The organism is Roseateles sp. AC306, from assembly GCF_979253795.1.
In genome coordinates this window covers 1-23,400 of the sequence record NZ_CEEDEB010000028.1, presented here as the reverse complement: position 1 = coordinate 23,400, position 23,400 = coordinate 1, and the positions used below count along the sequence as shown (strand labels likewise).

Here is a 23,400-nt window from a genome sequence, read left to right as displayed (position 1 = left end):
AATCGCGCGCAGCCGGTGATTATCGAACGCCAGACATGCCCTTCTTCCAGCGCCGCAAGTCCGCGCCGCGCCAGGCCGCGTGGCAGGACTCCCTTGAGGTCAGCCAGTGGCTGGGCTTCGCGTCGACGCAGACGCCCCAGCTCAACGCTGCGCCGCTGCTGGACCCGACCCGCGCCTTCGACGTCTGCCACGTCGGCCTGGTGCTGCGCGCGGTGCTGGGCGTGCAGATGCTGCTGGCCCTGGGCGCTGCGCTGGTGGCCCGTGATGGCGCGCAGTGGCTGATGCTGACGGCCAACGGCACCGTCGTGACGATGTTTGCCGCGTTGTCCTGGCTGCTTGTCGTCTGCGCCGGCAAGCGGCTGTGGCCGCGCCTGCCCGAGCCCGCCCAATGGCTGGCGCTGATGGCCCTGGGCGGCGTGGCTGCGTCCTGCGGTTTCGCCCTGCTCAACACGACGAGCGACGAGCCGGCCTCGCCCTGGCGCTGGGGCAGCATCGCCGCCACCGGCGCCAGCGGCGCGGCCCTGCTGCTGGCCTGGCTCAAGCTGCGCGAACACACCCAGCGCCCGGCCGACGCGCTGGCCCAGCTCGTCGAGCTGCAGTCACGCATCCGGCCGCACTTCCTGTTCAACACGCTGAACAGCGCCATCGCCCTCGTGCAGATCGACCCGGCGCGCGCCGAGGGCGTGCTGGAAGACCTGGCCGAACTCTTCCGCGCGGCGCTCGCCGGCTCCAGCGCGTCCGTGACGCTCGCCGAAGAGGTGGAGCTGGCCAAGCGCTACCTGGCCATCGAGCAGATCCGCTTCGGCGAGCGGCTGAGGGTCACCTGGCACCTGGACCCGGCCGCCAATCACGCCAGGCTGCCGCCGCTGCTGCTGCAGCCGCTGGTCGAGAACGCGGTGCGCCACGGTGTCGAGCCCAATGACGAAGGCGGCGAGCTGGAGGTGACGACCGTCAGGCGTGGCGCCGAGGTCGAGATCCGCATCGTCAACAGCGTCGGCGCGCCGGCCCGCACCAGCGGCCACGGCCTGGCGCTGCGCAATGTGCGCCAGCGGCTCAACCTCATGCACGACGTTGCGGCACGCTTCGAACTCGAATCCATCGACACTCGTTTCGCTTTGCGTATCCAACTGCCGCTATGAGCCACGCACGGCCGCCCGAAGGGGCTCGTTCCTGCTTGGAGGGACAGCGCGAAGCGCGAAGGGAGACCACATGACATTGCGCATCCTCATCGTCGACGACGAGCCCCTGGCCCGGCTGCGCCTGCGCGGCCTGGTGGAGGTCATCACCGAACCGCGCTGCGAGGTGGCTGCCGAGGCCGCCACCGGCTCCCAGGCCGCCGCCTGGCTGCGCGACCACGGCTGCGACCTTGTGCTGCTGGATGTGCAGATGCCCGGTGTCGACGGCCTGCAGTTCGCCGACAGCCTGGCCCAGCGCGCCGCCGCGGGCCACGGCGTGCCGCTCATCGTCTTCGTCACGGCCCATGCCATGCATGCGCTGCGCGCCTTCGAGCTGGACGCCATCGACTACCTCACCAAGCCCGTGCGCCGCGAACGCCTGCAGGCCGCGCTGGCGCGCGTCGCCCAGCGCCTGAACGAGCGTGCCGCCGTGCAGGTGCAGCAGCCCGCACCCATCGGCGACAAGCCGGCCGCGTCGGACGCCGACTTCATCACCATCACCGACCGCGGCCGCCTCAAGCGCGTGCCGGTCACCGAGGTGCTGTATTTCAAGGCCGAGCTGAAGTACGTGACGCTCCGCACGGCCAGCGAGAGCCATGTGATGGACGGCGCGCTCTCCGAACTCGAGCAGCGCCATGGCGAGCGTTTTTTGCGCGTGCACCGCAACGCGCTGGTGGCCCGTTGGGCCGTGCGCGAACTGGAGCGCCACGCGGTGACCAACTTCGGCGACCTGGACGGTGGCGATGCCGACACCGGCGACGGCTGGGCCGTGCGCATCGTGCATGTGGACGAATGGCTGGCCGTGTCGCGGCGGCAGGTGGCGGCAGTGCGGGAGGCGCTGGCGGGGAACCGGGCGTGAAGCTCATTGTGATGAACACGCTGCGTCTGGCGCGCTGCTGGCCGCTTGGTGCGGCGCTGGCGGTGGCGAGCAGCAGCGCGCAGATGGCCGACTACTGCGCGCGTCGAGCCGCCCGGATCCAGCCCCAGGTCGCATCCGCGCCGCCCGCAGCCATCGCCTCGTTGCAGGCGCGGCAGGACACGCGATCTCTGGCGCTGGCCGACTATCTGATCGCGGCGTCTGGTGCTGCACAGGCCGACGCCGCCCGCGCGCGCCTGCAGGATCGCGCCCGCTCTTCCACCGACCCGATGATGACGGTGCTGGCGCTGCACATGCCTTGTGTGAAACCGGGCTGCCGCAACATCGAGGCCTCGCAGTGGTCTCGGCTGGAGCCCGCCAACCTGTTTGCCTGGCTCGCTCTGCCGGCGCGCGGAACGTCGGACGGCCGCTACCTGCTGGACGAGATCGGCAGCCATGTGCGCTATGCGCGCAGCTATCAGCAGGAAGCCGCGGCGCTGCTGCTAGACCTGCCGCCGACCGGGCTCGAACTGCGCCAACCCTGGGGCCTTCTCAACGTTCGCGCACTGGCCAGCCATTGCCGCGCCGTGGGCGACGCTGCCACGGCTGCACGCTGCGAGGCAGTAGGGGAGTTGCTGTGGGCCGACGGCGGCGCGACCGAACGGCTGATGGCGCTGATCCTGGCCCAGCAAGCCCCGGTACTGCTGCCGGAGCGCCGCGCGGTCTGGGCGCCGAGGTTGCGGGAGCTGGACCAGGCGATCCGTGACGGCAGCCGGCCGATGCCAGCGGAGCCTGCGACACGGGAGCAGGTGTGCGACGCCATCGCGCTGCCACGCGCGGGTGAACGCGCGGCCATGAGCGAATCGGACCGGGCGCGCGTGCTGCTGCAGGCCACCGGCCTGTCGATCGGGGAGCTGCGCTCGCGGCCGCGGGCCGACGAGATCAGGACGCGGCCTTGAGCAGGGGCAGGCGCTGGCTGGCGCTGGCTTTGTTGCTGGCTACTGTGGGCGCGGTCTGGCTGGGCTGGCGGGCACGACCTTTGGCGAAGTCCGCCGCTGCTGCGTCCGCACCGGCGCTTGGGATCGTGGCGGAGCGCACCGCGCCGACCGCCCAGCCCGCAGCCGCCGACGTGCCGGCGGTCGCGGCCGCCTCGGTGCCGACCCCGTCCAAGGTCGACAAGGCCAATGAGTTCGTCGATGTCTGCGGCGTGGGGCCCGTCCGGCGCAGCGAGCTGGAGCGCAGCGACGACCAGCCGGCGCCGGCCTGGGCGCAGGCACTGGAGCGGCAGAGCGAGCGCAGCCAGGCAGACGTGCTGAAGCGCCTGGACGCTGGCATGGCCGCGCAGCGCGTAGCGGCTGCCGTGCTGCGTGGCGACCCCCAGGCGGCGGCGCGACTGGCGGCTTCCGCCAATGACGCAGTCGCCTACCGCCTCGCACTGCGAGCCTGCCGCAAGGATGCCAACTACCGCGCCGCCTATGCCTACGCCAACAAGCAGCGCGCAGAGCAGGCGGCCTCGGCGGCCAGCGGTTTCGAGATGCCGGAGATGGCGGCCCCCGGCCCGGTGCCGGACGCCTGTGCCGCGCTCAACGCCGAGAAGCTGGAGCTGCTCGATCCCGACGACGCCTGGCCCGCGCTGCTCCGCCTGAGCGATGCGCAGCAGCGGCGCGACGAAACCGGTGTCTCGCAGGCGCTCTACCAGCTCGCGCAGCGCCGCGGCCTTGCCGTCAACGCGCGGGCGCTGAGTGCCACGCTGGCTGATGTCGTCGGTGCCGAGCCAACGCCGGGGGAGGCCTGGGCACTCATCATGGCGGTCGGCACGGACATGGCGTCGACGCTCGATGGTTCGCTGTCCAACGTAGGGAGGGCCTGCAGCGTCAAGGCACTGCGCGACGCGAACCGGCGCCAGCTTTGCGAGCAGGTGGCGCGCCGCATGCAGGACATGGTGGCGGAGGCGATGGACTCCCGCGTGCTGCATTCACTGGAGGAGAGGTTGGGCCTGCCGCACAGCCCGCAGGCGCTGTCGCGCGAGCAGATTGAACAAGGCGGCAAGGCCATGAGCGAGGACAGCCTGCGCTGGATGGCTGAACCGACCTGCGCCAATGTCAGCGACATGGGCCGTCAGCTCGTGCTGATGTCCCGCCAGGGCGAATTGGCGTGGATGCGGGCCAACATGAAGGCCAAGCCGGCATCGGCATCGGCGCCGCAATGAGGGCATGGACAAGCGCATGAATGCACCTGGCAAACGCACCCTGGCGTTCTTCCTTCTCGTCGTCGCGGTGGCTACGGGGGGATCGCTGGCGCATTGGCGAGCGCGGACGGTAGCGGCTGAGGGAAGCGGGCCGGGCGTGCCCGCTGCTGCTGCATCGGCCAGCCCGATGGCTGCGAGTTCTGGCGTTGCGGCGGCGTCGTCCGGCAATCTCGTCCCGGCGCCCGCCGCGTTCGGGGTGGTGGCCGGGGGGGCGCCGGATGCGGAGGACATCGAGATCCCGCCAGAGGGCTTGGAGGTCTGCGGCATCCGGCGGGTGGCGGCGGACGAGTTGAGGCGGTGGGTCGCCGACCCGGTCTTGGGCAGGGCACGCGCTCAAGAGATCCAGAAGCAGGTCGACGATGAGACGCAGCGCATGGCCAAAGCCGGCGTGGCGCGGCTCTCGGCACGCTTGGGCGCAGGCAACGAACGTCAACAGGTGGCCGCGCGGCTGCTGATGCGTGATCCAGAGGGCGCCGCGCTGCTGGCCGAGCGCAGCAGCGATGCGCAGGCCTACCAGATGGCCTTGTCAGCCTGCCGTGGGCCTGGCTGTGACACGCCGGGCTGCGCGAGGCTGAATGAACGCCGCTGGGCCGAATTGGACCCGACGGATGCCCGCCGGTGGCTGCGCATGGTGCAGGTGGCACAGCGGCGCAAGGATGAGGCCGGCATGGATGCCGCGCTGGCACAGGCCGCTGCGCGGCCGCGGCTGTCCCGGGGTGAGTACCTGCTGGAGGCGGAGTCGGTTGCGGTGGCCGATGCGGTCCCCGACGTTGCCGAGTTGGGGCATGCGCTCGTGGCTGTCATCGGCTTTGACGCCGCTATGTCGAACTGGGACGTGATCGGGTTGCTGCGAGCCTGCAATGCTGGTGGGTTGCGCGATGCGACGCGGCTCGGGCAATGCCGCACGCTGGCCCGTCAGGTGCTCGCCAACACCACCGGCCTCAGCGACGCGCAGGCCGCTCAGCGGCTTGCGGATCGAACTGGTGTGCCGCGCGAGGAGCAAGCTCATGACGCGGCAACGCTAAAGGCTGCTCTGGACAGCTTCCAGACGCGCACAGCGGAGGATATCGGCTTCGAGTGCACGGCCATGCGGCGCATCAAGCAGCTGTCCACGGACCGTGCCACGGCCGGCGAACTCGGCATGGCGCTGGCGATGGTGCCCGCGCGTCAGCCCACTCGCTGACTCACCGTGCGCAGGTGCTCCAGGATCAGCGGGTTGACCCGCTCGGCTTCCGCGATCGGCGCCATGTGCCCGGCCCCTTCCAGCTCCACCAGTTTCACGCGTGGCAGCTTGCTGGCCAGCGTCTGGGCCACTCGCCGGGCGCTGGCGCGCGTGGCACCGCCGCAGATCAGCCGCACGGGCATCTGCAGCGTGGCCAGTTCTGCATCGCTCCAGCGCGTGGCGGCCAGGGCCTCGAAGTGGCGGCTGATCGTCGGCATCGGTTCGGCCAGGCGGGCGCGCTGGGCGGCGTCAAGTTCGGGCCAGACGTCGCGCCCCTGCCAGTAGCCGACGAAGCCGCGGGCAGCCTGATCCAGGTCGCCGCGCTCCAGCGCCGCTGACACGCCGGCGGCCACATGCCGGGCTTCCTGCCATTCGGGCAGGTCCTCGCCCAGCGCCGGCAACAGGCCGAAGGCGACCGGCTCGTACAACGTCAACGAGCGCACGCGGTGGGGCTGCTGCAGCGCGATCTGCAGCGCCGTGGCCGCGCCGTAGCTGTGGCCCACCAGACGGAAGGGCTGGTCGGGCGGGAGGTCCAGCCCGGCCAGCACGCCGTCGGCTTCGACGCGCAGATGGCTGGGCACGCCGTCGGGCCAGCCGGGGCGGCCACCGTGGCCCATCAGGTCGGGCGTGTGCCATGACCAGTTGGGGCCGCCGTCGGCGACGAGGCGCCGCCATTGCTTGCCGCCGGCACCGCTGGAGTGCAGGCAGACAACGGGCTCGGGCGCGGCCGTAGGCATGAAGGACATGATGATTTCCAGAGAACTTTGCTTCTCGACACTGTAGGCCGGCGCCTACCGCAGGGCTGGCCTTGGGCCGATATCTGCGCAGCCGGTTGTCGGCCACGCTGGGTCTCCTCAAAACCAAGGAGCGCGCCATGAAGCACGCCATGCAATTTTCCTCGGTAGCGCTCGTCTGTGCGCTGGTAACCGGCTCACCCGTTTCGGTCGAAGCCGCAACGCCTCAGCGCACCACCCAGGCGACGACGCTGCGCGTGACCGGCTTCGACGTGGAACAGGTGGACCGGCTTGAGCCGGGCGCTGAACTGAACTTCACGGTGTGGGGCACGCCGGGCGCTTCGGTGCTGCTGCAGATTGACGGCAGCCGGCGCCAGGTGCGGCTGGATGAGACAACGGCAGGGCGCTACCAGGGCAGCTATGTCGTGGGCCGTTCCGATCGCATCGGTCAGGAGTCGCGTGTGCACGCCAATCTGCGCCAGGGCAACCGCGTGGCGACGGCGATGCTGGGCGAGGCACTGCAATCGGGCTGGCCGGTGCCGGGCGAGGCGGCGCTGCCGGAAATCCAGTCGGTCAGCGTGGCGCGAGAGGGGGGCCGTGGGCGCGCCGAAGCCTTGCGCTACACGCTGCGCGGGTCGCCGGGCGGCCATGCATCGGTGCAGCTGCAGGGCAGCGAGGCCCGCAACGTCGTGCTGGACGAAGTGCGGCCGGGCGAGTACTCGGGCACCTACGTGCTGCCGCAGGGCGCCTGGGTGGATACCGAACAGCCGTTGGTGGCTCAGCTGCGCATCGGCAACCGCTCGGCGCAGAGCCGCGTGGCGAACGCCTACAACGGCGTGGACCTGCGCGCCCGCCGCGCCGGCTATGACAGATGCCCGGACTGCGCCACGGTGCAGGCGGTGAACGAGGTCGTTGTCGACGGCGAGGGCAAGGTGCTGGGCACGGTGGCCGGCGGTGTGCTGGGCGCCGTGGTGGGCAATCAGATCGGCAAGGGTGATGGCCGCACGGCCGCGCGCGTGGCGGGTGCCGTGGGCGGCGCGCTGCTGGGCCGCGAGATACAGCGGCGCAACAACCAGCGCACGCAGTACGAGGTGGTGGTGCGCATGAACGACGGCCAGCAGCGCAGCGTCGTCTATGGAGAGGCGCCGAACCTGCGCGTGGGTGACCGGGTGCGCGTCGCGGGCGAGACGCTGGAACTGCTGCGCTAGCCAGCCGGCTTTTCTTCCGCCACCACGCAGTTGCGGCCACCCGCCTTGGCGCGGTACAGCGCCGCATCGGCGGCCGCAAAGACCTGGTCCAGCGGCCGCTCGCTGTCCATCGCCGCCACGCCGAAGCTGGCGGTGATGCGCAGGTCGCCCGGGAAGCGATGACCCGCCACCAGGGCGCGCAGCTTCTCGGCGATGGCCAGGGCCTGGGGCAGTTGGGTGTCCCGGCAGACGAGCAGGAACTCTTCGCCGCCCCAGCGGCCCAGCAGGTCCTGGCCGCGCACATGCTGGCGCACCAGTTCCGCCAGGCCGGCCAGCACGCGGTCGCCGGCCTGGTGGCCGTGGGTGTCGTTGACGGCCTTGAAGTGGTCGATGTCGATCAGCACCAGCCCGAGCGGATGCTGATGCTTGCGCCAGTCGCCCAGTGCTTGCTGCAGCACATCTTCAAGCCCCTTGCGGTTGAACGCGCCGGTGAGCGCGTCGGTCGTCGCCATCTGCACGAGTTCCTGGCTCCGCACATCCAGCGCGCGGTTGATCTCCAGAAGCTCCTGCGATTCCTGGCGCTGCTGGCGCACGACGGTCTGAAGCCGCACCAGGCGCATGAACAGATAGAGCAGCGCCAGTGCCAGCCAGATGCTCATGATGATGAGATACCAGCGCTCGGTGGACAGGTACTGCACGTCGTATTCGACCTTCTTCAGCACCAAGCGGTAGTCACCGAGCGGCGCCTCAGTGCCGGTCGTGATCTCGAGCGTGACGATGTTGTCGAACTGCGGCCGGCCGAATTGAGGCGCGATGTGGAACTGCTGCATCCACCAGTTGGCCACGACGAAGTTGCGCAGGTCCATCTCCACCATGCCGCCCTGCAGTGACGCGGTGTTGATCTCGATGTGGTTGTACTTGGCGCCTTCTTCCTGGGACTGCGGAATGCCGTAGGCCGGGCTGGCGTTGCGCAACTGCACCTTGAAGGTGTTGGCGGGGCCTTCGTAGTCCATCCACAGGCGCATGCGGCGCACCTCGCTGAGGTCCACGCCCTTGACAAGCTGCGGATCGAAACGCAGCGCGATGCCGCAGAAGGGATAGCGGAAGCGCTCATGCAGCGTGCACAGCAGCTCGAAGCCCTTGCCGGGCCCGCGACGCGTTTCGCTGTTGCCGCCGTTGTTCTTGACGTCGGACATCGGCTCGACCAGAACCGGCCCGTCGGGGGTGATGACCCGGACCTGCTGCAGCAGGTCGTCAGAGAACCGCACCGCCGCCACGCTCAGCAGCAGCATCAGCAGCAGGCTGTACTCAAAGCGCCACTTGAACCTGAACTCCATCCCGGCACTCTAGCCTCGGCGGCATAGGGCAGGGGCACGTTTTGCCCGCCCGCGCCGCGACTTGCTACCGCGAACGGGCTGCGCCGTTCAACCCGTGTTGCGCAGCCCCGCCGCGATGCCGTTGATGGACAGGTGGATGCCGCGCTGCACGCGTTCCATGGCCGGGTCGTCCGCCGAGATATGGCGGTAGCGGCGCATCAGCTCGACCTGCAGGTGGTTGAGCGGGTCGATGTAGGGAAAGCGGTGCTCGATGGAGCGCGCCAGCGACGGGTTGGCCGCCAGGCGCTTGTCGTCGCCGGTGATGAGGCTGAGCGCGGCGCGCGTGCGGTCGAACTCCTCGCGGATGGCCGCGAAGATGCGCTTGCCCAGCTTCTTGTCTTCCACCAGCTCGACATAGCGTTCGGCCAGGGCGAGGTCGGTCTTGGCCAGCACCATGTCGAGGTTGGACAACACGGCGCGGAAGAAGGGCCAGCCCTTGAGCATGCGCTTGAGCAGGACCAGGTTCTTGGCACGCTGGGCGGGCTCCTCACCAAGGAAGGCCTCCACGCCCGAGCCGAAGCCGCACCAGCCCGGCAGCGCCACGCGCGCCTGGCCCCAGGAGAAGCCCCAGGGAATGGCGCGCAGGTCTTCAATGGCGCGCGTGGCCTTGCGCGAGGCCGGGCGCGAGCCGATGTTCAGCTCGGCGATCTCGCGGATGGGCGTGCTCGCAAAGAAGTAGTCGGCGAAGCCAGGCGTGCCGTAGACCAGCTTGCGGTAGGCCTCGAAGCTCGCGTCCGACAGCGCCTGCGCAGCCTGCAGGAAGCCCTTGGGCGCGCTCTGCGTCGGGTGCAGCAGCGTGGCCTCCAGCGTGGCCGCCACCAGCGTTTCCAGGTTGCGCCGGCCGATCTCGGGGTGGGCGTACTTGGAGGCGATGACTTCGCCCTGTTCGGTCAGGCGGATCTGGCCGTTCACGGTGCCTGGGGGCTGGGCCAGGATGGCCTGGTAGCTCGGGCCGCCGCCGCGGCCGACGGTGCCGCCGCGGCCGTGGAACAGGCGCAGCGTGATGGGGCCGACGCGCTTGAGCTGGTCGAACAGCTCGACCAGCGCGATCTCGGCGCGGTACAGCTCCCAGGACGACGTGAACATGCCGCCGTCCTTGTTGCTGTCCGAGTAGCCCAGCATGATGTCCTGCTCGCCGCCAGAGCGGTCGACGAGGCCGCGCACGCCGGGCAGGGCGTAGAACTCGCGCATGATGTCCGGCGCGACGCGCAGGTCGCCGATGGTCTCGAACAGCGGCACGATGATGAGGTCGCTGACCGCGTACTCGGACAGCACGCCGCGCAGCAGGCCGGTCTCCTTCAGGAGCAGAGCCACTTCCAGCAGGTCGCTGACCGACTCGGTGTGCGAAATGATGTAGTGGCGCAGCGCCTCGCGGCCGAAGCTGGCCAGCGCCTCGCGACCGGCTTCGAAGGTGGCGAGTTCGAACTTGGCCTTGTCGCTGTAGTTGGCGCCGATGACGCGCAGCGGGCGGGCGTCGTTGAGCAGCTTGAGCAGCAGCTCGCGCTTGGCGGCCTCGTCGAGGGCCGAGTAGTCGGATTCGATGCGCGCGACGGTCAGCAGCTCGGCCAGCACCAGCTCGTGCTGGTCGCTGCTCTGGCGCAGGTCCAGCGTGGCGAGATGGAAGCCGAACACCTGCACGGCGCGGATCAGCGGGCTGAGGCGCGGCGCGATCAGGGCCTCGGCGTGGTGGCTCTTCAACGAGGCTTCGATGACGCGCAGGTCGGCCAGCAGGTCATCAGGCGAGGCGTAGGCGTTCTGCGGCGCGACGGCGTGGCGCAGCGCCTCGGTGCCAGTCAAGGCGTGCAGCGTGGCGGCCAGGCGAGCGTACATGCCGGTCAACGCACGGCGGTAGGGCTCGTCCAGGCGATGGGCGTTCTGATCGGGGCTGCGCTCGGCCAGGGCCTGCATCTCGGCTGATACGCCGGTCAGGCGCAGCGAGATGGACAGCTCGGCGCCCAGCTCGTGCAGCTCGGTCAGGTAGTGGCGCAGCGCCACCTCGCCCTGGCGCTGCATAGCGCGTTTCAGTGTGGCGGCGCCCACGTTGGGGTTGCCGTCTCGGTCGCCGCCTATCCAGTGGCCCATGCGCAGGAAGCTGGGCAGCGTCTGGCCCGGCAGATGCTCTTCCAGCTCGGCATAGAGCTTGGGGATCTGGCGCAGGAAAGTGGACTGGTAGTAGGACAGTGCGTTCTCGATCTCGTCCGAGACCGTCAGCTTGGAGTAGCGCAGCATGCGCGTCTGCCAGAGCTGGGTGATGCGGGCGCGCAGCAGCGCCTCGGTGTCGCGCAGCTCGCGTTCAGTGCTGGCGCGGTCGCGCGCTTCCAGCAGGCCGGCCACGGCGCGCTCGGCGTCCAGGATGCTCTTGCGCTGCACTTCGGTCGGATGGGCGGTCAGCACCGGCGAGATGAAGCCGCGTTGCAGCACTTCGCCGATCTCGGTCGGGCGGATGCCGGCTTCGTGCAGGTGCTCCAGGCAGTAGGCCAGCGAACCGGGCTGCAGGCTGCCGGCACGCTCGTGCACGTCGCGGCGCCGGATGTGGTGGCGGTCCTCGGCGATGTTGGCCAGGTGCGAGAAATAGCTGAAGGCGCGGATAACGCTGACGGCCTGGTCGGCCGACAGACTCTTGAGCAGCTTGTCGAAACGCTTGCCGGCTTCCTTGTCGTGCTTGTGGCGGTAGGCCACCGCCAGCTGGCGGATGCGCTCAACCAGTTCGTAGGCCTCGCGGCCCTCCTGCTCGCGGATGACATCGCCGAGGATGCGGCCAAGCAGCCGGATGTCCGCAACCAGTGGTTCGTCCTTGTCGGCCTTCTTGTCGATTTCGGGGCGGGCAGCAGCGGCTCTTGGGGGCATGGCGGGTCGTCCGGGAAGATTGACAATCAAAAAGGTAACGAAGTTACCTAAATGTCACTCTAGCAGTTTCTTCATGGCAGCGGGCCCTCTGATCGCCGGCCTGTTGCGCCTCCAGGGGTGGTCGCAAGACCGTCGGTCAGTGGGTTCAGGAAGGCGGCGACATCGATAGCGTCCTGCGGCGTGAGCGCCGGCGCCAGGCCGGCGCGCCGGAAGAGTGCGCCTTGCTCCACATTGGCGCGGTTGACGACCGGCAAGTGGTTGCAGACCTGGACGCGTCCGACCATGACGGGGTGCAGGCAGGTGGGTCGAGGTCGCGCGTCGCGTGGAAGGCGACGGCGTCTTCGAGCGTGGCGAAGCTCACGTTGTGGAAGTACGGCGCAGTGACGGCGACGTTGCGCAGCGAGGTGCGCGGAACTGGCCACAAAGGTCGGCTCGGGCGCAGGCCGCAGTTGAAGAAGCCGATGTCGCGCATGACCTCGCCGGCGGTTGGCAGCACGTCCCGTGCAGTCGGTGAAGAGGGCGCGTGTGGAGCACGGCACGAGACGGCTGTCACGGGCGGATTTGCGCTTTAGGGGTGTCAGGTAGATACCCGGTATCGGCGGTGCCCGCTGCTACCGAAAGTGCATCCCTATGGCGTGCCGAAAACTTGTCGGGTTGGTGTCGCCCTGGTGATTGCCCTTGACGTTGCGTTTTAGCCAACACAGGGTGCGCCTGACAAACCCGATTGCAAGGCCCAGCAGAATCGACTATCGTTGACAGCGTTGTCTATTTCAGGCCGAGACGTTCGCGTTCGATCTGCGCTGAGGCGTATGAGATCGCTACCATGTTTATGCGGATTGTGTGAAACGATGCACGTTTTTGTGCTCTGTTACACCGGGCATTGAGCGCGCCAGAGGGTGTTGCGTATTGCGCGAAACCACTGGGCACTCTGGCGTAAACCCCAGCAGAACCGGGTAGGGCGAAAAAATACAGTACGTCACGCGTTTGAAGTGGCAGCTTAGCCAGTGGCTGTTTGTTAACGCTAACAATCCTGATACCAACAGGCCACGCAAGACGTCGTCAATCGGCTCAGCCTTGGGCCAAAGCAAGCAAGGAGACAAATGAAACACCCCCAGATTTCCAAAACCCGCCGCCAAACTTCGCGGGCGCGGCTTCATCCCGTCGCATGGGCGTCCACGCTCGCACTGTTGTCTGCTGCTGGCGCTGTCCAAGCCCAGCAGGCTGATACCAGCCAGCTGGAAACCGTCGTCATCACGGGCATTCGCAAGTCCCTTGACAGCGCTGTCACCCTGAAGCGCGAATCGCGCGGCCTGGTGGACGGCATCGTTGCTGAAGACATCGGCAAGTTCCCGGACACCAATCTCGCCGAATCGATGCAGCGCATCGCCGGCGTGTCCATCGACCGCAACGCCAGCGGCGAAGGTTCTCGCGTCACGGTTCGTGGCGTTGGCCCTGACTTCAACATGGTGCTGCTGAACGGTCGTCAAATGCCGACGTCCGTCATCAACCAGTTGAACAACGGCGCCAGCGGCTCGCGTGCATTCGACTTCGCGAACCTTTCGTCGGATTCGATCTCCGCCCTGGAGGTCTACAAGACCGCGCGCGCCGAATCGCCTACCGGCGGCATCGGCGCCACGATCAACGTCAAAACGGCGCGCCCGCTCGATGTGCGCGAGCGCATCGCCAGCATCGGCGTCAAGGCCAATTACGACGGCTCGGTTTCGCGTTTGCCCAGTGAGATCAAGGGCGACAAGGTCACGCCTGAAATCTCCGGCATCTACAGCGACACCTTCGGCAACCGGACGCTGGGCATCGCGATCAGCGGCAGCTACTCCAAGCGCAGTTCGGGGTCCAACAACGCCTACACCCAGAATGGGTGGCTTTCCGAGGCTTGGAACAACCCGACGGGCGCGTTCGCCAAGTCCCCCAACGCCAACGGGACGTTCTCTGGTCTGATCGCCGGCCTCAAGAACCCTCCCACGAGCGGCTACTACACCCACACGAATGACATGCGTTATTCCGTGACGGGTCTAGAACGCGAACGCCTGAACGGCCAAGCGGTGTTGCAGTTCGCCCCGACGAAGGAACTGAAGTTCACGGTCGATTACACGATGGCCGTTAATACGGTCAAGTCGAAGAACCTCGAGAACTCGGCCTGGTTCGGTCCTTCGTTCTCTGGCGCGCTGAACACCTCGCCTGCGTCGACATTCACGGCCGGCCCGGTGGCGACGCCGATCATCCAGACCGCCACTTGGGACGGCACGCACGACTACAGCTTGAACGCCGGCCAGTTCGCTCAGAAGACCAAGCTGAACTCCACCGGCTTCAATGCGGCCTGGAAGGTCAGCGACGCCCTGAGCTTCGATCTGGATGTGCACTCCTCCAAGTCCAAGACCACTCCGGACAGCCCGTACGGCACTTACGCGACCATGTCGCTGGCGCTGTTCACCCAAGGCAATACGACCGCCTATTACGACAAAGACCTCCCGATCATGGAGTCGAAGGGGATGGTCTACGACCCTACCAAGACGAATGTGACGGGTTCGCAGTTCTACAACAACCTGTCTGATCAAACGGTCGACCAGGCAAACCTGCGCGGCACCTACCGCCTGAGCGCTGACGACAAGCTGCTTGTCGGCCTGGGTTTCACCAACCTGAAAAACCGCGCTGCCAGTGCCAACAATTTCCACGGCGACTGGAGCGGTATCGGCCCTGCGGGCGGGTTCAAGAACCTGGCCGTTGGTCAATATAGTTTGGGCGGCTTGTTCAACCGCATCCCGGGGCACGACGATCCGCGTCTGTACCCGACGTTCTTCGCGCAGGATTTCGAGGCTCAGCGCAAGCAGGCGGTCGCCAATGCGATGCAATTCGGCTCCTCGAGCACTGGCAACGTGCCAATGTCGAAGGCCGTCGCTGAAGCATATTTCGCGGCCCCCGCCGACTTCAGCCAACCTGGTGCCAGCGACTGGCGTACGACGGAAAAGTCCACGTCGGCCTACGGTCAGTGGGATCACTCCTTCGACACGACCATTCCGATGAATCTGTCGGTTGGCCTGCGGTACGAAAGCACCAAGGTCGAATCGTCCTCCCAAGTCACTGCCTACACGGGCACAGACTGGTATGCCCAGAATGAAGTGAGGCTGACGGGCGGCACCAGCACCTTCGGAACCAAGTCTGGCAAGTACACGTACTGGCTCCCGAGCATCGACTGGGACGCTGATTTGGCCGACAACCTCAAGGTGCGTGCAAGCTTCGGCGTGAACATCGGTCGACCTGGCTTCGACCAGATGCTCGGCGGCACGGCGCTGAACGCCGACTCGGCTCGCTACAACGTCCCGGGGGCGGGTTCGGCTGGCGATCCGGCGTTGAAGCCGCTGAAGTCCAAGAACCTGGATCTTTCGGCTGAGTATTACTACGCCAAGTCGTCCTATGTGGCGCTCGGTGCCTTCTACAAGAAGGTGAGCGACTTCATCACCGCGACCGTCGTTCAGCAGACTTTCACGGGCTTGAACCAGCCGGCAAGCGGCACGTACTACCAAGCTGCACTGGCCTCCGGCATTGCTTCTGACCGGCCGGACCTGATCCGGAAGTACATCTTCGACAACTACGCCGGCCAGCCGGGTGTCACGGTCACGAATGCCGCCTTGAACCAGGGCAACATCCTGGGCTCGGTTCCGGGCACCCAGCCGCTTCAGTTCAACATCACCAGCTTCGCCAATGCCGCCGGCGACAACATCAAGGGCCTGGAATTCAACTTCCAGCACATGTTCGGCAACAGTGGCTTCGGTGTTTCGGGCAACTACACCATGGTGAAGAGCGGCCTGAAGTTCAACAACAACGGTGACAGCAATGCACAGCAATCCCCGTTGCTCGGCATCAGCGATTCCGCGAACCTGGTGGGCTTCTACGAAAACGACGTGTGGTCGATTCGCGCCGCCTACAACTGGCGTGATGAGTTCCTTGCACGCCGTAGCGATGGCGGCGGTAACAACCCGGTGTACACCGAAGCGTATGGCCAAGTGGATGCTTCCATCGGCTTCAAGATCGGCAAGAACCTGACGCTGCAGGCCGACCTGCTGAATCTGAACGACGGCTATATCCGCCAGCACGGCCGCACAAAGGACCAAGTGAATTCGGTGATGCAGACCGGCCGTCGCTACCTGATCGGTGCTCGCTATCGCTTCTGAGCGATGAGCGCTGCCACCCGTTAACCGCGCCTCGTCGGGCGGTTTGCTGAGTGGTCAACCTTGGCCGGAGCGGGCGCGCAAACGCCTGCTCCGGCCAAATTTCTTTGCAGAATTCCTCGGCCTTCGCGGCGCGCCCTGGCGCACGCGCGGCCATACTTCTCCGGGATGAATTCCGATTTGATGACAGCGGTTCGACGTATCGTCGTATTGGGTGGTGGGTCGGCCGGCTGGTTGACCGCCGCGACGCTGGCTGCCGAGTTGGGTGGTGATGCCCCCGATGCGCTGCAGATCACGCTGATCGAGTCGCCCGATGTGCCTTCCATCGGCGTGGGCGAGGGCACCTGGCCGACGATGCGGGCCACGCTTCATCGCATCGGTCTGAGCGAAGTCGACCTGATCCGCGAATGCGATGCGTCCTTCAAGCAGGGCTCCTGTTTCGACGGCTGGCTGCATGGGGGCGCGGGCGACCGTTATTACCACCCGTTCACGCTGCCTCACGGGTACGGCGAGGTAGATCTGGGCGGCGCATGGCTACAGGGCGGCCGCGAACAAGGCTTTGCCGAAAGCGTCGGCGCGCAGCCGCATCTGTGCAACGCGCACCTGGCGCCCAAGCAGACGACGGCGCCCGACTTCGGCGGCGCCATGAACTACGGCTACCACTTCGATGCCGTCAAGCTTGGCCACCTGCTGCAGCGGCACGCCACGACGAAGCTCGGCGTGCGCCACGTCGTCGACCATTTCACCGCCGTGCGTTCGCACGAGAACGGCGACATCGCGGCGCTGACGACCCGCCAGCATGGCGACATCGCGGGCGACCTCTTCATCGACTGCTCGGGCCTGGCCAGCTTGCTGCTGGGCCAGCATTACGGCGTCGGCCTGCGCTCGGAGAAGGGCGTGCTCTTCAACGACAGCGCGCTGGCCGTGCAGGTGCCGCATGCCGATGCGCAGGCGCCACTGGCCTCCGCGACCATCTCCACCGCGCATGCCGAGGGCTGGACCTGGGACATCGGCCTGCCCACGCGGCGGGGCATCGGCCTGGTGTTTTCCAGCAGCCATACGGACGACGCCGCCGCCGAACGCGCGCTGCTGGGCCACCTGCAGCGCAACGGGCTGTCGCTCGGCGATGCAGTGCCGCGCCGACTGCGCTTCAGCCCGGGCTACCGCAAGCAGTTCTGGCACCGCAACTGCGTCGCTGTCGGCTTGTCTGCGGGTTTCATCGAGCCGCTGGAGGCGTCGGCGCTGGCGCTGGTGGAGCTGTCCGCAGCCTTCATCCGCGACGAGATGCCAGCCAACCGGGCCGACATGGACCTTGTCGCCAGGCGCTTCAACGATGCCTTCGCCTACCGCTGGTCGCGCATCATCGACTTCCTGAAACTGCACTATGTGCTGAGCCGCCGCGACGACGCCGACTACTGGCGCGAGCACCGCGCGCCGGCCACACAGCCGGACTCGCTGCGCGAACTGCTGCAGCTCTGGCGCCACCGCGCGCCTTCGCGCAATGACTTCTACCGCGTCGAGGAGGTCTTCCCCTCGGCGAGCTACCAATACGTCCTCTACGGCATGCAGTTCGAGCCCGAGGCGCGTGCGTTGCGTCCCGACAGGTTGGCCGCCGCCCAGGCCAGTTTGAAGGACGTGACGACAATCACCCGGCGGTTGTTGGGTGCCATGCCCCGCCACCGCGATCTCATCCAACACATCCGCGCCCACGGCATGCCGCTGGCCGCCTGACCCTTCGACGAAACCCCATGCTGCAACTGCTCAACAATATCCAGCACAAGGACCTGCGCGTCATCACCCAGCGCGGCGCAAAGTGGGGAGACGACATCATGTCGGCGCCCGTCACGGTGGACGAGTTCCGCAAGCTCCAGGCGCATTACCCGGTCGTCTTCCAGCGCGATGACAAGGGTGGTTTCGTGCCGACAGCGCTTTTCGGCCTGCAGGACGGACAGAACCTGTTCCTCACCGAAGACGGTTGGGACGCCGACTATCTGCCGCTGTCCGTGCAGCGCCTGCCGTTCTCCATCGGCATCGCCGATGACGAACTGCGCATGATGGTCGACATGGACAGCAGGCGCGTCAGCCTGGGCGCCGAGGGCGAGGCCGTGTTCCTGCCCCAGGGTGGCACGACCGACTTCACCGAGAACGCGAACTCCGTGCTGCGCACACTGCACGAGGGTTTTCAGGCAACGACCGAGTTCATCCACACGCTGGTGAAGCACGACTTGCTGGAGTCCTTCGTGCTGGACGTCGAGCGCCCGGACGGCTCGCGCGGTCAGTTGGTGGGCTACTACATGATCCATGAGGAGCGCCTGGCCGCGCTGGACACCAGCACGGTGGGACTGCTGCACCAGGCCGACTACCTCCAGCCCATCTACATGGCCATCGCTTCGCTGTCCAACTTCACCAAGCTCATCAAGCGCCACCTCGCCCGCGAGGCGTAAGCAAGATGTTGGAGCGCAGCGACGTGAGCGCCGAGGCGATCCCCGCCGACGTGCTCCAGTCCACCCAGCCCGTGCTGCTGCGTGGCCTCGTGCAGCACTGGCCGCTGGTGCAGGCGGCGCAGCGCTCCGACACGGCCTTCTGCGACTACCTGCGCGGCTTCGGCGCCGACACGCGCCTGGCCCTCTGGCGCGGTGCACCGGAGATAGCCGGGCGGTTCTTCTACAACGACGAGTTCAGCGGCTTCAACTTCCAGCACGAGGTCCAGACCTTTGGCGCGCTGCTGGACGAATTGCTGGCCGGCACGCCCGACGCCCTCTACCTCGGATCGACGGAGGTCGACAGGGCCTTTCCCGGCCTGCGCGAGCACAACGACCTGCACGTCCTCGCCGGCCTGCAACCGCACGTCAGCCTCTGGCTCGGCAACCGAATGCGGGTGGCCACGCATTTCGACCTGCCGGACAACCTTGCCTGTGTCGTCGCGGGCCGGCGTCGCTTCACGCTGTTCCCGCCCGAGCAGGTGGCCAACCTCTACATCGGCCCGTTGGACCTGACGCCCGCCGGCCAGCCGATCAGCCTTGTCGACCAGGAGCATCCCGACCTCGTCCGTTTCCCGCGTTACGCGCAAGCGCTCGAGCATGCGCAAACCTTCGAGTTGCTGCCAGGCGATGCGCTTTTCATCCCCAGCCAGTGGTGGCATGGCGTGGAGTCGCTGGAGCCCGTCAGTGCGCTCGTCAACTTCTGGTGGCGGCGGTCTCCGGCCTTCATGGACGAGCCGATCAACACACTGTTGATGGCCCTGCTGTCGCTGCGTGACCTCCCGCCGGCGCAGCGCGATGCCTGGCGCGCGCTGTTCGACCACTACGTCTTCGACGCCGATGAGCAGACGGCGGCCCACATCCCGCCCGCCGCGCGCGGCATCCTCGCGCCGATGACCGACCACATGGCTCGCCAACTGCGTTCGATGCTGCAGAACCGACTCAAACGATGAGCTCTTCCACCACCATGACCACCGCTCCCAAACCCATCCGTCGCGTCGTCATCGCCGGCGGCGGCACTGCCGGCTGGATGGTGGCCGCGGGCCTGTCCAAATGCCTGGGCAAGCACTACGACATCCGTCTGGTCGAGTCCGAGGAGATCGGCACCGTCGGTGTCGGCGAGGCCACGATCCCGACGCTGCATCTGATGCACGAGGTCCTGGACCTGGACGAGCGCGAGTTCATCCAGGCCACGCAGGCCACGTTCAAGCTCGGCATCAGCTTCGAGAACTGGCGCAACGTCGGCGAGAACTACTTCCACTCCTTCGGCAAGACCGGCAAGGGGCACTGGACGGCCGGCTTCCACCACTTCTGGCTGGAAGGCCGCAAGCGTGGCCTGGCCAGCGATTACGGCGACTACTGTTTGGAGCTGCGCGCCGGCCTGGACAACCGCTTTGCGCTGCTGCCCGACAACGGCATCAACTACGCCTACCACTTCGACGCGACGCTGTACGGCCAATACCTGCGCCGCTTTGCCGAAAACCTCGGCGTGGAGCGCATCGAAGGCAAGATTGCCAAGGTCCACACCGACGCTACCAGCGGTGACATCACCGGCCTTCAGCTCGACGGCGGCGCGCTGGTCGAAGGCGACTTCTTCATCGACTGCACGGGCATGCGCGCGCTGCTCATCGGCGAGACGCTGGGTGTGCCCTACGAGAGCTGGTCGCACTGGCTGCCCTGCGACAGCGCGCTGGCCGTGCAGACCACGCTGGTCGGCGAGCCGGTGCCCTACACCCGCTCCATCGCCCGCCCTTGGGGCTGGCAGTGGCGCATCCCGCTGCAGCACCGCGTCGGCAACGGCGTCGTGTTCAGCAGCAAGCACATCAGCGACGACGAAGCCAAGGCGGCGCTGCTCGCCAACATCGAGGGCGAGGTTTTGCGCCAGCCGCGCGTCATCAAGTTCACGCCGGGCCAGCGCGAGCAGGTCTGGAAGAAAAACTGCGTCGCCATCGGCCTGGCCAGCGGCTTCCTGGAGCCTATCGAATCCACCAGCATCCACCTGATCCAGAAGGGCCTGACCCGGCTGATCGAGCTGTTCCCGACCGACGGCGTGCGTCAGAGCGACATCGACGAGTACAACCGGCAGACGCAGGAGGCGATCGAGGTCGTGCGCGACTTCATCATCCTGCACTACCACGTCAACAACCGCACCGACTCGGCCTTCTGGCGCGACTGCCGTGAGATGGAGGTGCCGCCGCTGCTGAAGCACCGCATCCAGCACTTCCGCGACACCGCGCGCATCATGCTCGACCAGGGCGAGCTGTTCGCCGAGAACTCATGGGTGCAGGTCATGATGGGGCAGGGCATCACGCCCGCCAGCCACCACCCCATCACGCGCAACATGGACAACCGCAGCCTGGCGGAGTTCCTCGGGGACATCCGCAAGGACGTGGCTCGCACGCTGATGAAGCTGCCCAAGCACCAGCAGTTCATCGACGGCTTTTGCCCCGCACCCAAGCTCGACCGGGCCACGAACAAGCCCGTCGACCCCGAGCTGCGAATCAATCCCAACGCCCGCCTGGAGACGGTGCAGCTGTCCAACGGTGCGACGGTCTATGTGGTCGACGACTTCGCGCTGGACCCCGACGCACTTGTAGCGCTCGCCGAAGCGCAGATCGGTCAGTTCCAGCAGGCGGCCGGCCATCCCTATCCGGGCCCGCTGCTGGGCTTGACGGACGGCGTTGCCGGGCCGCTGGCCGCCTTCTTTGACGAGCACCTGCGCCCCCGGCTGGGTGCCGGCCCCGGGCTGGGCATGTTCGGCCGTTTCTCGCGCGTCACGCAGGATGCCGCGACGCTGGACCCGCGCCAGCGCATCTGCCACCGCGACGACTCGGCGATCGGGCCGGGCGAGGTGATCTCCGCATCCGTGCACTACCTGTTCAAGGACGAGCGGCTGGGCGGCACCGTGTTCTTCCGCTCACTGATGTCCGACGTCGAAACACGCCAGTTCATGCGCGACTCCAACACGCTGGATGGCAGTGCCTTCAGCGACAGGTACGGCATCGCGCCGGGCTACATGACCGAGAGCAACCGCTACTTCGAGGTCATCGGCCGCGTGCCGGCCAAATGGAACCGTGCCATCTTCTACAGCGGCAGCATCTTCCATACCGGCGACATCAACTGGCCCGCAGCCCAGGCCGGCTACCAGACGGGCATGGGCCGCCTCACCGTCAACGCCTTCTTCAAGAACCGCATGGCCTGAGGCCCCTCGCCTGTCTCGCGCCGCTGAACGCGGGCGGGCCTGGTCGGTCCCCCGAGGGGACGAGGCCGGCATTGGGAGCGGCCCGGCGCTCGGCCCGGAAGACGTGACCCCACGGCCTCGATAATCGAGGGCATGACGACTTCCATCACCATCGCCACGCGCGAGAGCCGCCTGGCGCTGTGGCAGGCCGAGCATGTGCAGGCTCGCCTCGCCAACGAGTTGGGCCTGACGGCCACGCTGCTGGGCATGACGACCCGCGGCGACCAGATCCTCGACCGCACCTTGTCCAAGATCGGCGGCAAGGGCTTGTTCGTGAAGGAGCTGGAAGCGGCCCTCGCCGAAGGCCGTGCCCAGTTGGCCGTGCACTCGCTCAAGGACGTGCCGATGGAGCTGCCCGAGGGCTTCCTGCTGGCTGCCGTGCTGGAGCGCGAGGACCCGCGCGACGCCTTCGTCTCCAATGATTTCGCCTCCGTCGCCGAGCTGCCCCAGGGCGCCGTTGTTGGCAGCTCAAGCCTGCGCCGCGTGACCCAGTTGCTGAGCCTGCGCCCCGACCTGCGCGTGGAGCCCCTGCGCGGCAACCTCGACACGCGGCTGCGCAAGCTCGACGAAGGCGGCTATCACGCGATCGTGCTGGCTGCTGCCGGACTCAAACGCCTGGGCCTCGCCCACCGCGTGCGTGCGCTGTTCGAGATCGACCAGATGCTGCCGTGCGCAGGGCAGGGTGCCTTGGGCCTGGAGATCCGCTCAGATGACTCCGCTCTCGGCGAGCAACTCGCAAAGCTGGCCCACCCGCCGACCCAGCTCGCCTGCGAGGCGGAGCGCGCCGTGTCGCGTGCCCTGGGCGGCAGCTGCAGCTTGCCGCTCGCGGCCCATGCGCGCTGGCAGGGCACCACGCTGTGCCTGGACGCCGCCCTGGGCCATGCCGAGGCGCACACCTCGCCGCTGCTGCACACCAGCGTTGCCGCCGAAGTGGGCGACGTGGCCACCGCGCGCGCTCTCGGCCAGCAGGCCGCCGCGCGTCTGCGCGACCTGGGCGCCGGCTCCTACCTGCCCGGATGACCGCGCTGATCGTCACCCGCCCGCGCCCGCAGTGCGCGGCCTGGCTGGCGCGGCTGGCCGATCTGGGCGTTGAGGCCCAGGCGTTGCCGCTGATCGAGATCCTGCCGGCCCGCGACCCTGCTCCGGTGCGCGCCGCCTGGGCTGGGTTGCCGGCCGTGGACCTGGCGGTCTTTGTCAGCCCCAATGCCGTCGAGCACTTCTTTGCCCACGCGGACGGCAGCTGGCCCGCCCACACGCTGGCGGCCTGCGTCGGCCCCGGCAGCGCAAAGGCCCTGGCCGCGCATGGCGTGCCGGCGGCCCACATCGTCCAGCCCGCTGCCGACGCGACCAGCCTGGACTCGGAACATCTCTGGGAGCAGCTGTCGCCCCGCCGCAGTTGGGCCGGCGCCCGCGTGCTGCTGCTGCGCGGCGACGGCGGCCGCGAATGGCTGGCCGAGCGCCTGACCGAGGCCGGCGCCAGCGTCGAGGCCGTCACCGTCTATCACCGCGCCGGCCCGCGTTTCAGCGCCACCGAGCAGGCGCTGCTCGACGCCGTGCTGGCCCATCCGCAAGATCACGTCTGGCTGTTCAGCAGCGCCGAGGCCGTCGGCCATCTGGTGGGCCATGTGCAAGGCCGCCAACTGGCCGGCCAGCGCGCCATCGCCACCCACCCGCGCATTGCCGATGCCGCCCGCACCGCCGGTTTCACGCCTGTGGTTTTGGCGCGACCGGACCCTGAAGCGGTGACTCAGGCCCTGAAGACCGTCTGACAGAATCCTCCGCACTGTGATCGAGCCGATTTCCGTTGTTCCCGCGGCCGAGCCCGCGGCCCCGCCGCCGCCCCCGCCCAC

17 protein-coding genes are annotated in these 23,400 nt (G+C 67.7%); 13 read left to right on the top strand and 4 right to left on the bottom strand.

Features of this window, described 5'->3' with window-relative positions; all coding sequences use genetic code 11:
* Positions 1-35 precede the first annotated feature (35 nt).
* The 5 genes from AC0IZJ_RS27680 (at position 36) to AC0IZJ_RS27660 (ending at position 5,462) form a co-directional block, all read left to right on the top strand.
* Positions 36-1,139 carry a sensor histidine kinase gene (locus AC0IZJ_RS27680; RefSeq protein ID WP_471855407.1) on the top strand — a complete coding sequence of 368 codons (1,104 nt, stop codon included), beginning with the start codon at positions 36-38 and terminating at the stop codon, positions 1,137-1,139.
* A gap of 70 nt (positions 1,140-1,209) precedes the next feature.
* Positions 1,210-2,034, top strand: coding sequence for a LytR/AlgR family response regulator transcription factor (locus AC0IZJ_RS27675; protein WP_471855405.1), 825 nt, complete (start codon positions 1,210-1,212; stop codon positions 2,032-2,034).
* An 8-nt stretch (positions 2,035-2,042) separates the two neighbouring features.
* On the top strand, positions 2,043-2,990 hold the full coding sequence (locus AC0IZJ_RS27670) for a hypothetical protein (protein WP_471855403.1): 948 nt from the start codon (positions 2,043-2,045) through the stop codon (positions 2,988-2,990).
* Entirely contained in the window at positions 2,987-4,240 is a 1,254-nt protein-coding gene (locus AC0IZJ_RS27665) for a hypothetical protein (RefSeq protein ID WP_471855401.1), read from the top strand. The genes AC0IZJ_RS27670 and AC0IZJ_RS27665 overlap by 4 nt, the downstream gene beginning before the upstream one ends.
* A gap of 4 nt (positions 4,241-4,244) precedes the next feature.
* The gene (locus AC0IZJ_RS27660) at positions 4,245-5,462 is read left to right on the top strand and encodes a hypothetical protein (RefSeq protein WP_471855399.1); all 1,218 of its coding nucleotides are present in this window, start codon (positions 4,245-4,247) and stop codon (positions 5,460-5,462) included.
* On the opposite strand, the gene AC0IZJ_RS27655 is transcribed toward AC0IZJ_RS27660, so the two are convergent.
* A complete protein-coding gene (locus tag AC0IZJ_RS27655) occupies positions 5,447-6,247 on the bottom strand; it encodes an alpha/beta fold hydrolase (RefSeq protein WP_471855398.1) in 801 nt (266 codons plus the stop codon). The genes AC0IZJ_RS27660 and AC0IZJ_RS27655 overlap by 16 nt on opposite strands.
* A 128-nt stretch (positions 6,248-6,375) precedes the next feature.
* On the opposite strand from AC0IZJ_RS27655, the gene AC0IZJ_RS27650 reads away from it, so the two are divergent.
* Positions 6,376-7,443, top strand: a complete 1,068-nt coding sequence (locus AC0IZJ_RS27650; RefSeq protein WP_471855397.1) for an outer membrane lipoprotein — start codon at positions 6,376-6,378, stop codon at positions 7,441-7,443.
* Here AC0IZJ_RS27650 and AC0IZJ_RS27645 read toward each other — a convergent pair.
* From AC0IZJ_RS27645 to AC0IZJ_RS27635, 3 genes are all read right to left on the bottom strand, one after another.
* Positions 7,440-8,759, bottom strand: coding sequence for a GGDEF domain-containing protein (locus tag AC0IZJ_RS27645; RefSeq protein ID WP_471855395.1), 1,320 nt, complete (start codon positions 8,757-8,759; stop codon positions 7,440-7,442). The genes AC0IZJ_RS27650 and AC0IZJ_RS27645 overlap by 4 nt on opposite strands.
* 87 nt (positions 8,760-8,846) lie before the next feature.
* Positions 8,847-11,645, bottom strand: a complete 2,799-nt coding sequence (gene ppc / locus AC0IZJ_RS27640) for a phosphoenolpyruvate carboxylase (RefSeq protein WP_471855393.1) — start codon at positions 11,643-11,645, stop codon at positions 8,847-8,849.
* Between the two features lie 71 nt (positions 11,646-11,716).
* Complete coding sequence (locus AC0IZJ_RS27635; RefSeq protein WP_471855392.1) at positions 11,717-11,929, bottom strand: hypothetical protein; 213 nt, start codon at positions 11,927-11,929, stop codon at positions 11,717-11,719.
* An 816-nt stretch (positions 11,930-12,745) separates the two neighbouring features.
* Here AC0IZJ_RS27635 and AC0IZJ_RS27630 point away from each other — a divergent pair.
* From AC0IZJ_RS27630 to AC0IZJ_RS27600, 7 genes are all read left to right on the top strand, one after another.
* Positions 12,746-15,832: a TonB-dependent receptor gene (locus tag AC0IZJ_RS27630; RefSeq protein ID WP_471855390.1), complete on the top strand. Its 3,087-nt coding sequence runs from the start codon at positions 12,746-12,748 to the stop codon at positions 15,830-15,832.
* 180 nt (positions 15,833-16,012) lie between these two features.
* A complete protein-coding gene (locus AC0IZJ_RS27625) occupies positions 16,013-17,560 on the top strand; it encodes a tryptophan halogenase family protein (RefSeq protein ID WP_471855388.1) in 1,548 nt (515 codons plus the stop codon).
* Positions 17,561-17,577: 17 nt separating this feature from the next.
* On the top strand, positions 17,578-18,273 hold the full coding sequence (locus AC0IZJ_RS27620; RefSeq protein WP_471855387.1) for a SapC family protein: 696 nt from the start codon (positions 17,578-17,580) through the stop codon (positions 18,271-18,273).
* A gap of 5 nt (positions 18,274-18,278) precedes the next feature.
* Positions 18,279-19,262 carry a cupin-like domain-containing protein gene (locus tag AC0IZJ_RS27615; protein WP_471855385.1) on the top strand — a complete coding sequence of 328 codons (984 nt, stop codon included), beginning with the start codon at positions 18,279-18,281 and terminating at the stop codon, positions 19,260-19,262.
* On the top strand, positions 19,259-21,511 hold the full coding sequence (locus AC0IZJ_RS27610; protein ID WP_471855383.1) for a DUF6445 family protein: 2,253 nt from the start codon (positions 19,259-19,261) through the stop codon (positions 21,509-21,511). The genes AC0IZJ_RS27615 and AC0IZJ_RS27610 overlap by 4 nt, the downstream gene beginning before the upstream one ends.
* A 132-nt stretch (positions 21,512-21,643) precedes the next feature.
* Complete coding sequence (hemC, locus tag AC0IZJ_RS27605; RefSeq protein ID WP_471855381.1) at positions 21,644-22,570, top strand: hydroxymethylbilane synthase; 927 nt, start codon at positions 21,644-21,646, stop codon at positions 22,568-22,570.
* Complete coding sequence (locus AC0IZJ_RS27600) at positions 22,567-23,319, top strand: uroporphyrinogen-III synthase (RefSeq protein ID WP_471855379.1); 753 nt, start codon at positions 22,567-22,569, stop codon at positions 23,317-23,319. Before hemC ends, AC0IZJ_RS27600 begins: the two co-directional genes overlap by 4 nt.
* Positions 23,320-23,400: the final 81 nt, after the last annotated feature.

What these genes read in the sequence shown, in the direction of transcription:
- AC0IZJ_RS27680 (WP_471855407.1), top strand. Translation starts at nt 36, where the DNA reads ATGCCCTTCTTCCAGCGCCGCAAGTCCGCGCCGCGCCAGGCCGCGTGG.
- AC0IZJ_RS27675 (WP_471855405.1), top strand. Translation starts at nt 1,210, where the DNA reads ATGACATTGCGCATCCTCATCGTCGACGACGAGCCCCTGGCCCGGCTG.
- AC0IZJ_RS27660 (WP_471855399.1), top strand. Translation starts at nt 4,245, where the DNA reads ATGGACAAGCGCATGAATGCACCTGGCAAACGCACCCTGGCGTTCTTC.
- AC0IZJ_RS27655 (WP_471855398.1), bottom strand. Translation starts at nt 6,247, where the DNA reads ATGTCCTTCATGCCTACGGCCGCGCCCGAGCCCGTTGTCTGCCTGCAC.
- AC0IZJ_RS27650 (WP_471855397.1), top strand. Translation starts at nt 6,376, where the DNA reads ATGAAGCACGCCATGCAATTTTCCTCGGTAGCGCTCGTCTGTGCGCTG.
- AC0IZJ_RS27645 (WP_471855395.1), bottom strand. Translation starts at nt 8,759, where the DNA reads ATGGAGTTCAGGTTCAAGTGGCGCTTTGAGTACAGCCTGCTGCTGATG.
- ppc (WP_471855393.1), bottom strand. Translation starts at nt 11,645, where the DNA reads ATGCCCCCAAGAGCCGCTGCTGCCCGCCCCGAAATCGACAAGAAGGCC.
- AC0IZJ_RS27635 (WP_471855392.1), bottom strand. Translation starts at nt 11,929, where the DNA reads ATGGTCGGACGCGTCCAGGTCTGCAACCACTTGCCGGTCGTCAACCGC.
- AC0IZJ_RS27630 (WP_471855390.1), top strand. Translation starts at nt 12,746, where the DNA reads ATGAAACACCCCCAGATTTCCAAAACCCGCCGCCAAACTTCGCGGGCG.
- AC0IZJ_RS27625 (WP_471855388.1), top strand. Translation starts at nt 16,013, where the DNA reads ATGACAGCGGTTCGACGTATCGTCGTATTGGGTGGTGGGTCGGCCGGC.
- AC0IZJ_RS27620 (WP_471855387.1), top strand. Translation starts at nt 17,578, where the DNA reads ATGCTGCAACTGCTCAACAATATCCAGCACAAGGACCTGCGCGTCATC.
- AC0IZJ_RS27615 (WP_471855385.1), top strand. Translation starts at nt 18,279, where the DNA reads ATGTTGGAGCGCAGCGACGTGAGCGCCGAGGCGATCCCCGCCGACGTG.
- AC0IZJ_RS27610 (WP_471855383.1), top strand. Translation starts at nt 19,259, where the DNA reads ATGAGCTCTTCCACCACCATGACCACCGCTCCCAAACCCATCCGTCGC.
- hemC (WP_471855381.1), top strand. Translation starts at nt 21,644, where the DNA reads ATGACGACTTCCATCACCATCGCCACGCGCGAGAGCCGCCTGGCGCTG.
- AC0IZJ_RS27600 (WP_471855379.1), top strand. Translation starts at nt 22,567, where the DNA reads ATGACCGCGCTGATCGTCACCCGCCCGCGCCCGCAGTGCGCGGCCTGG.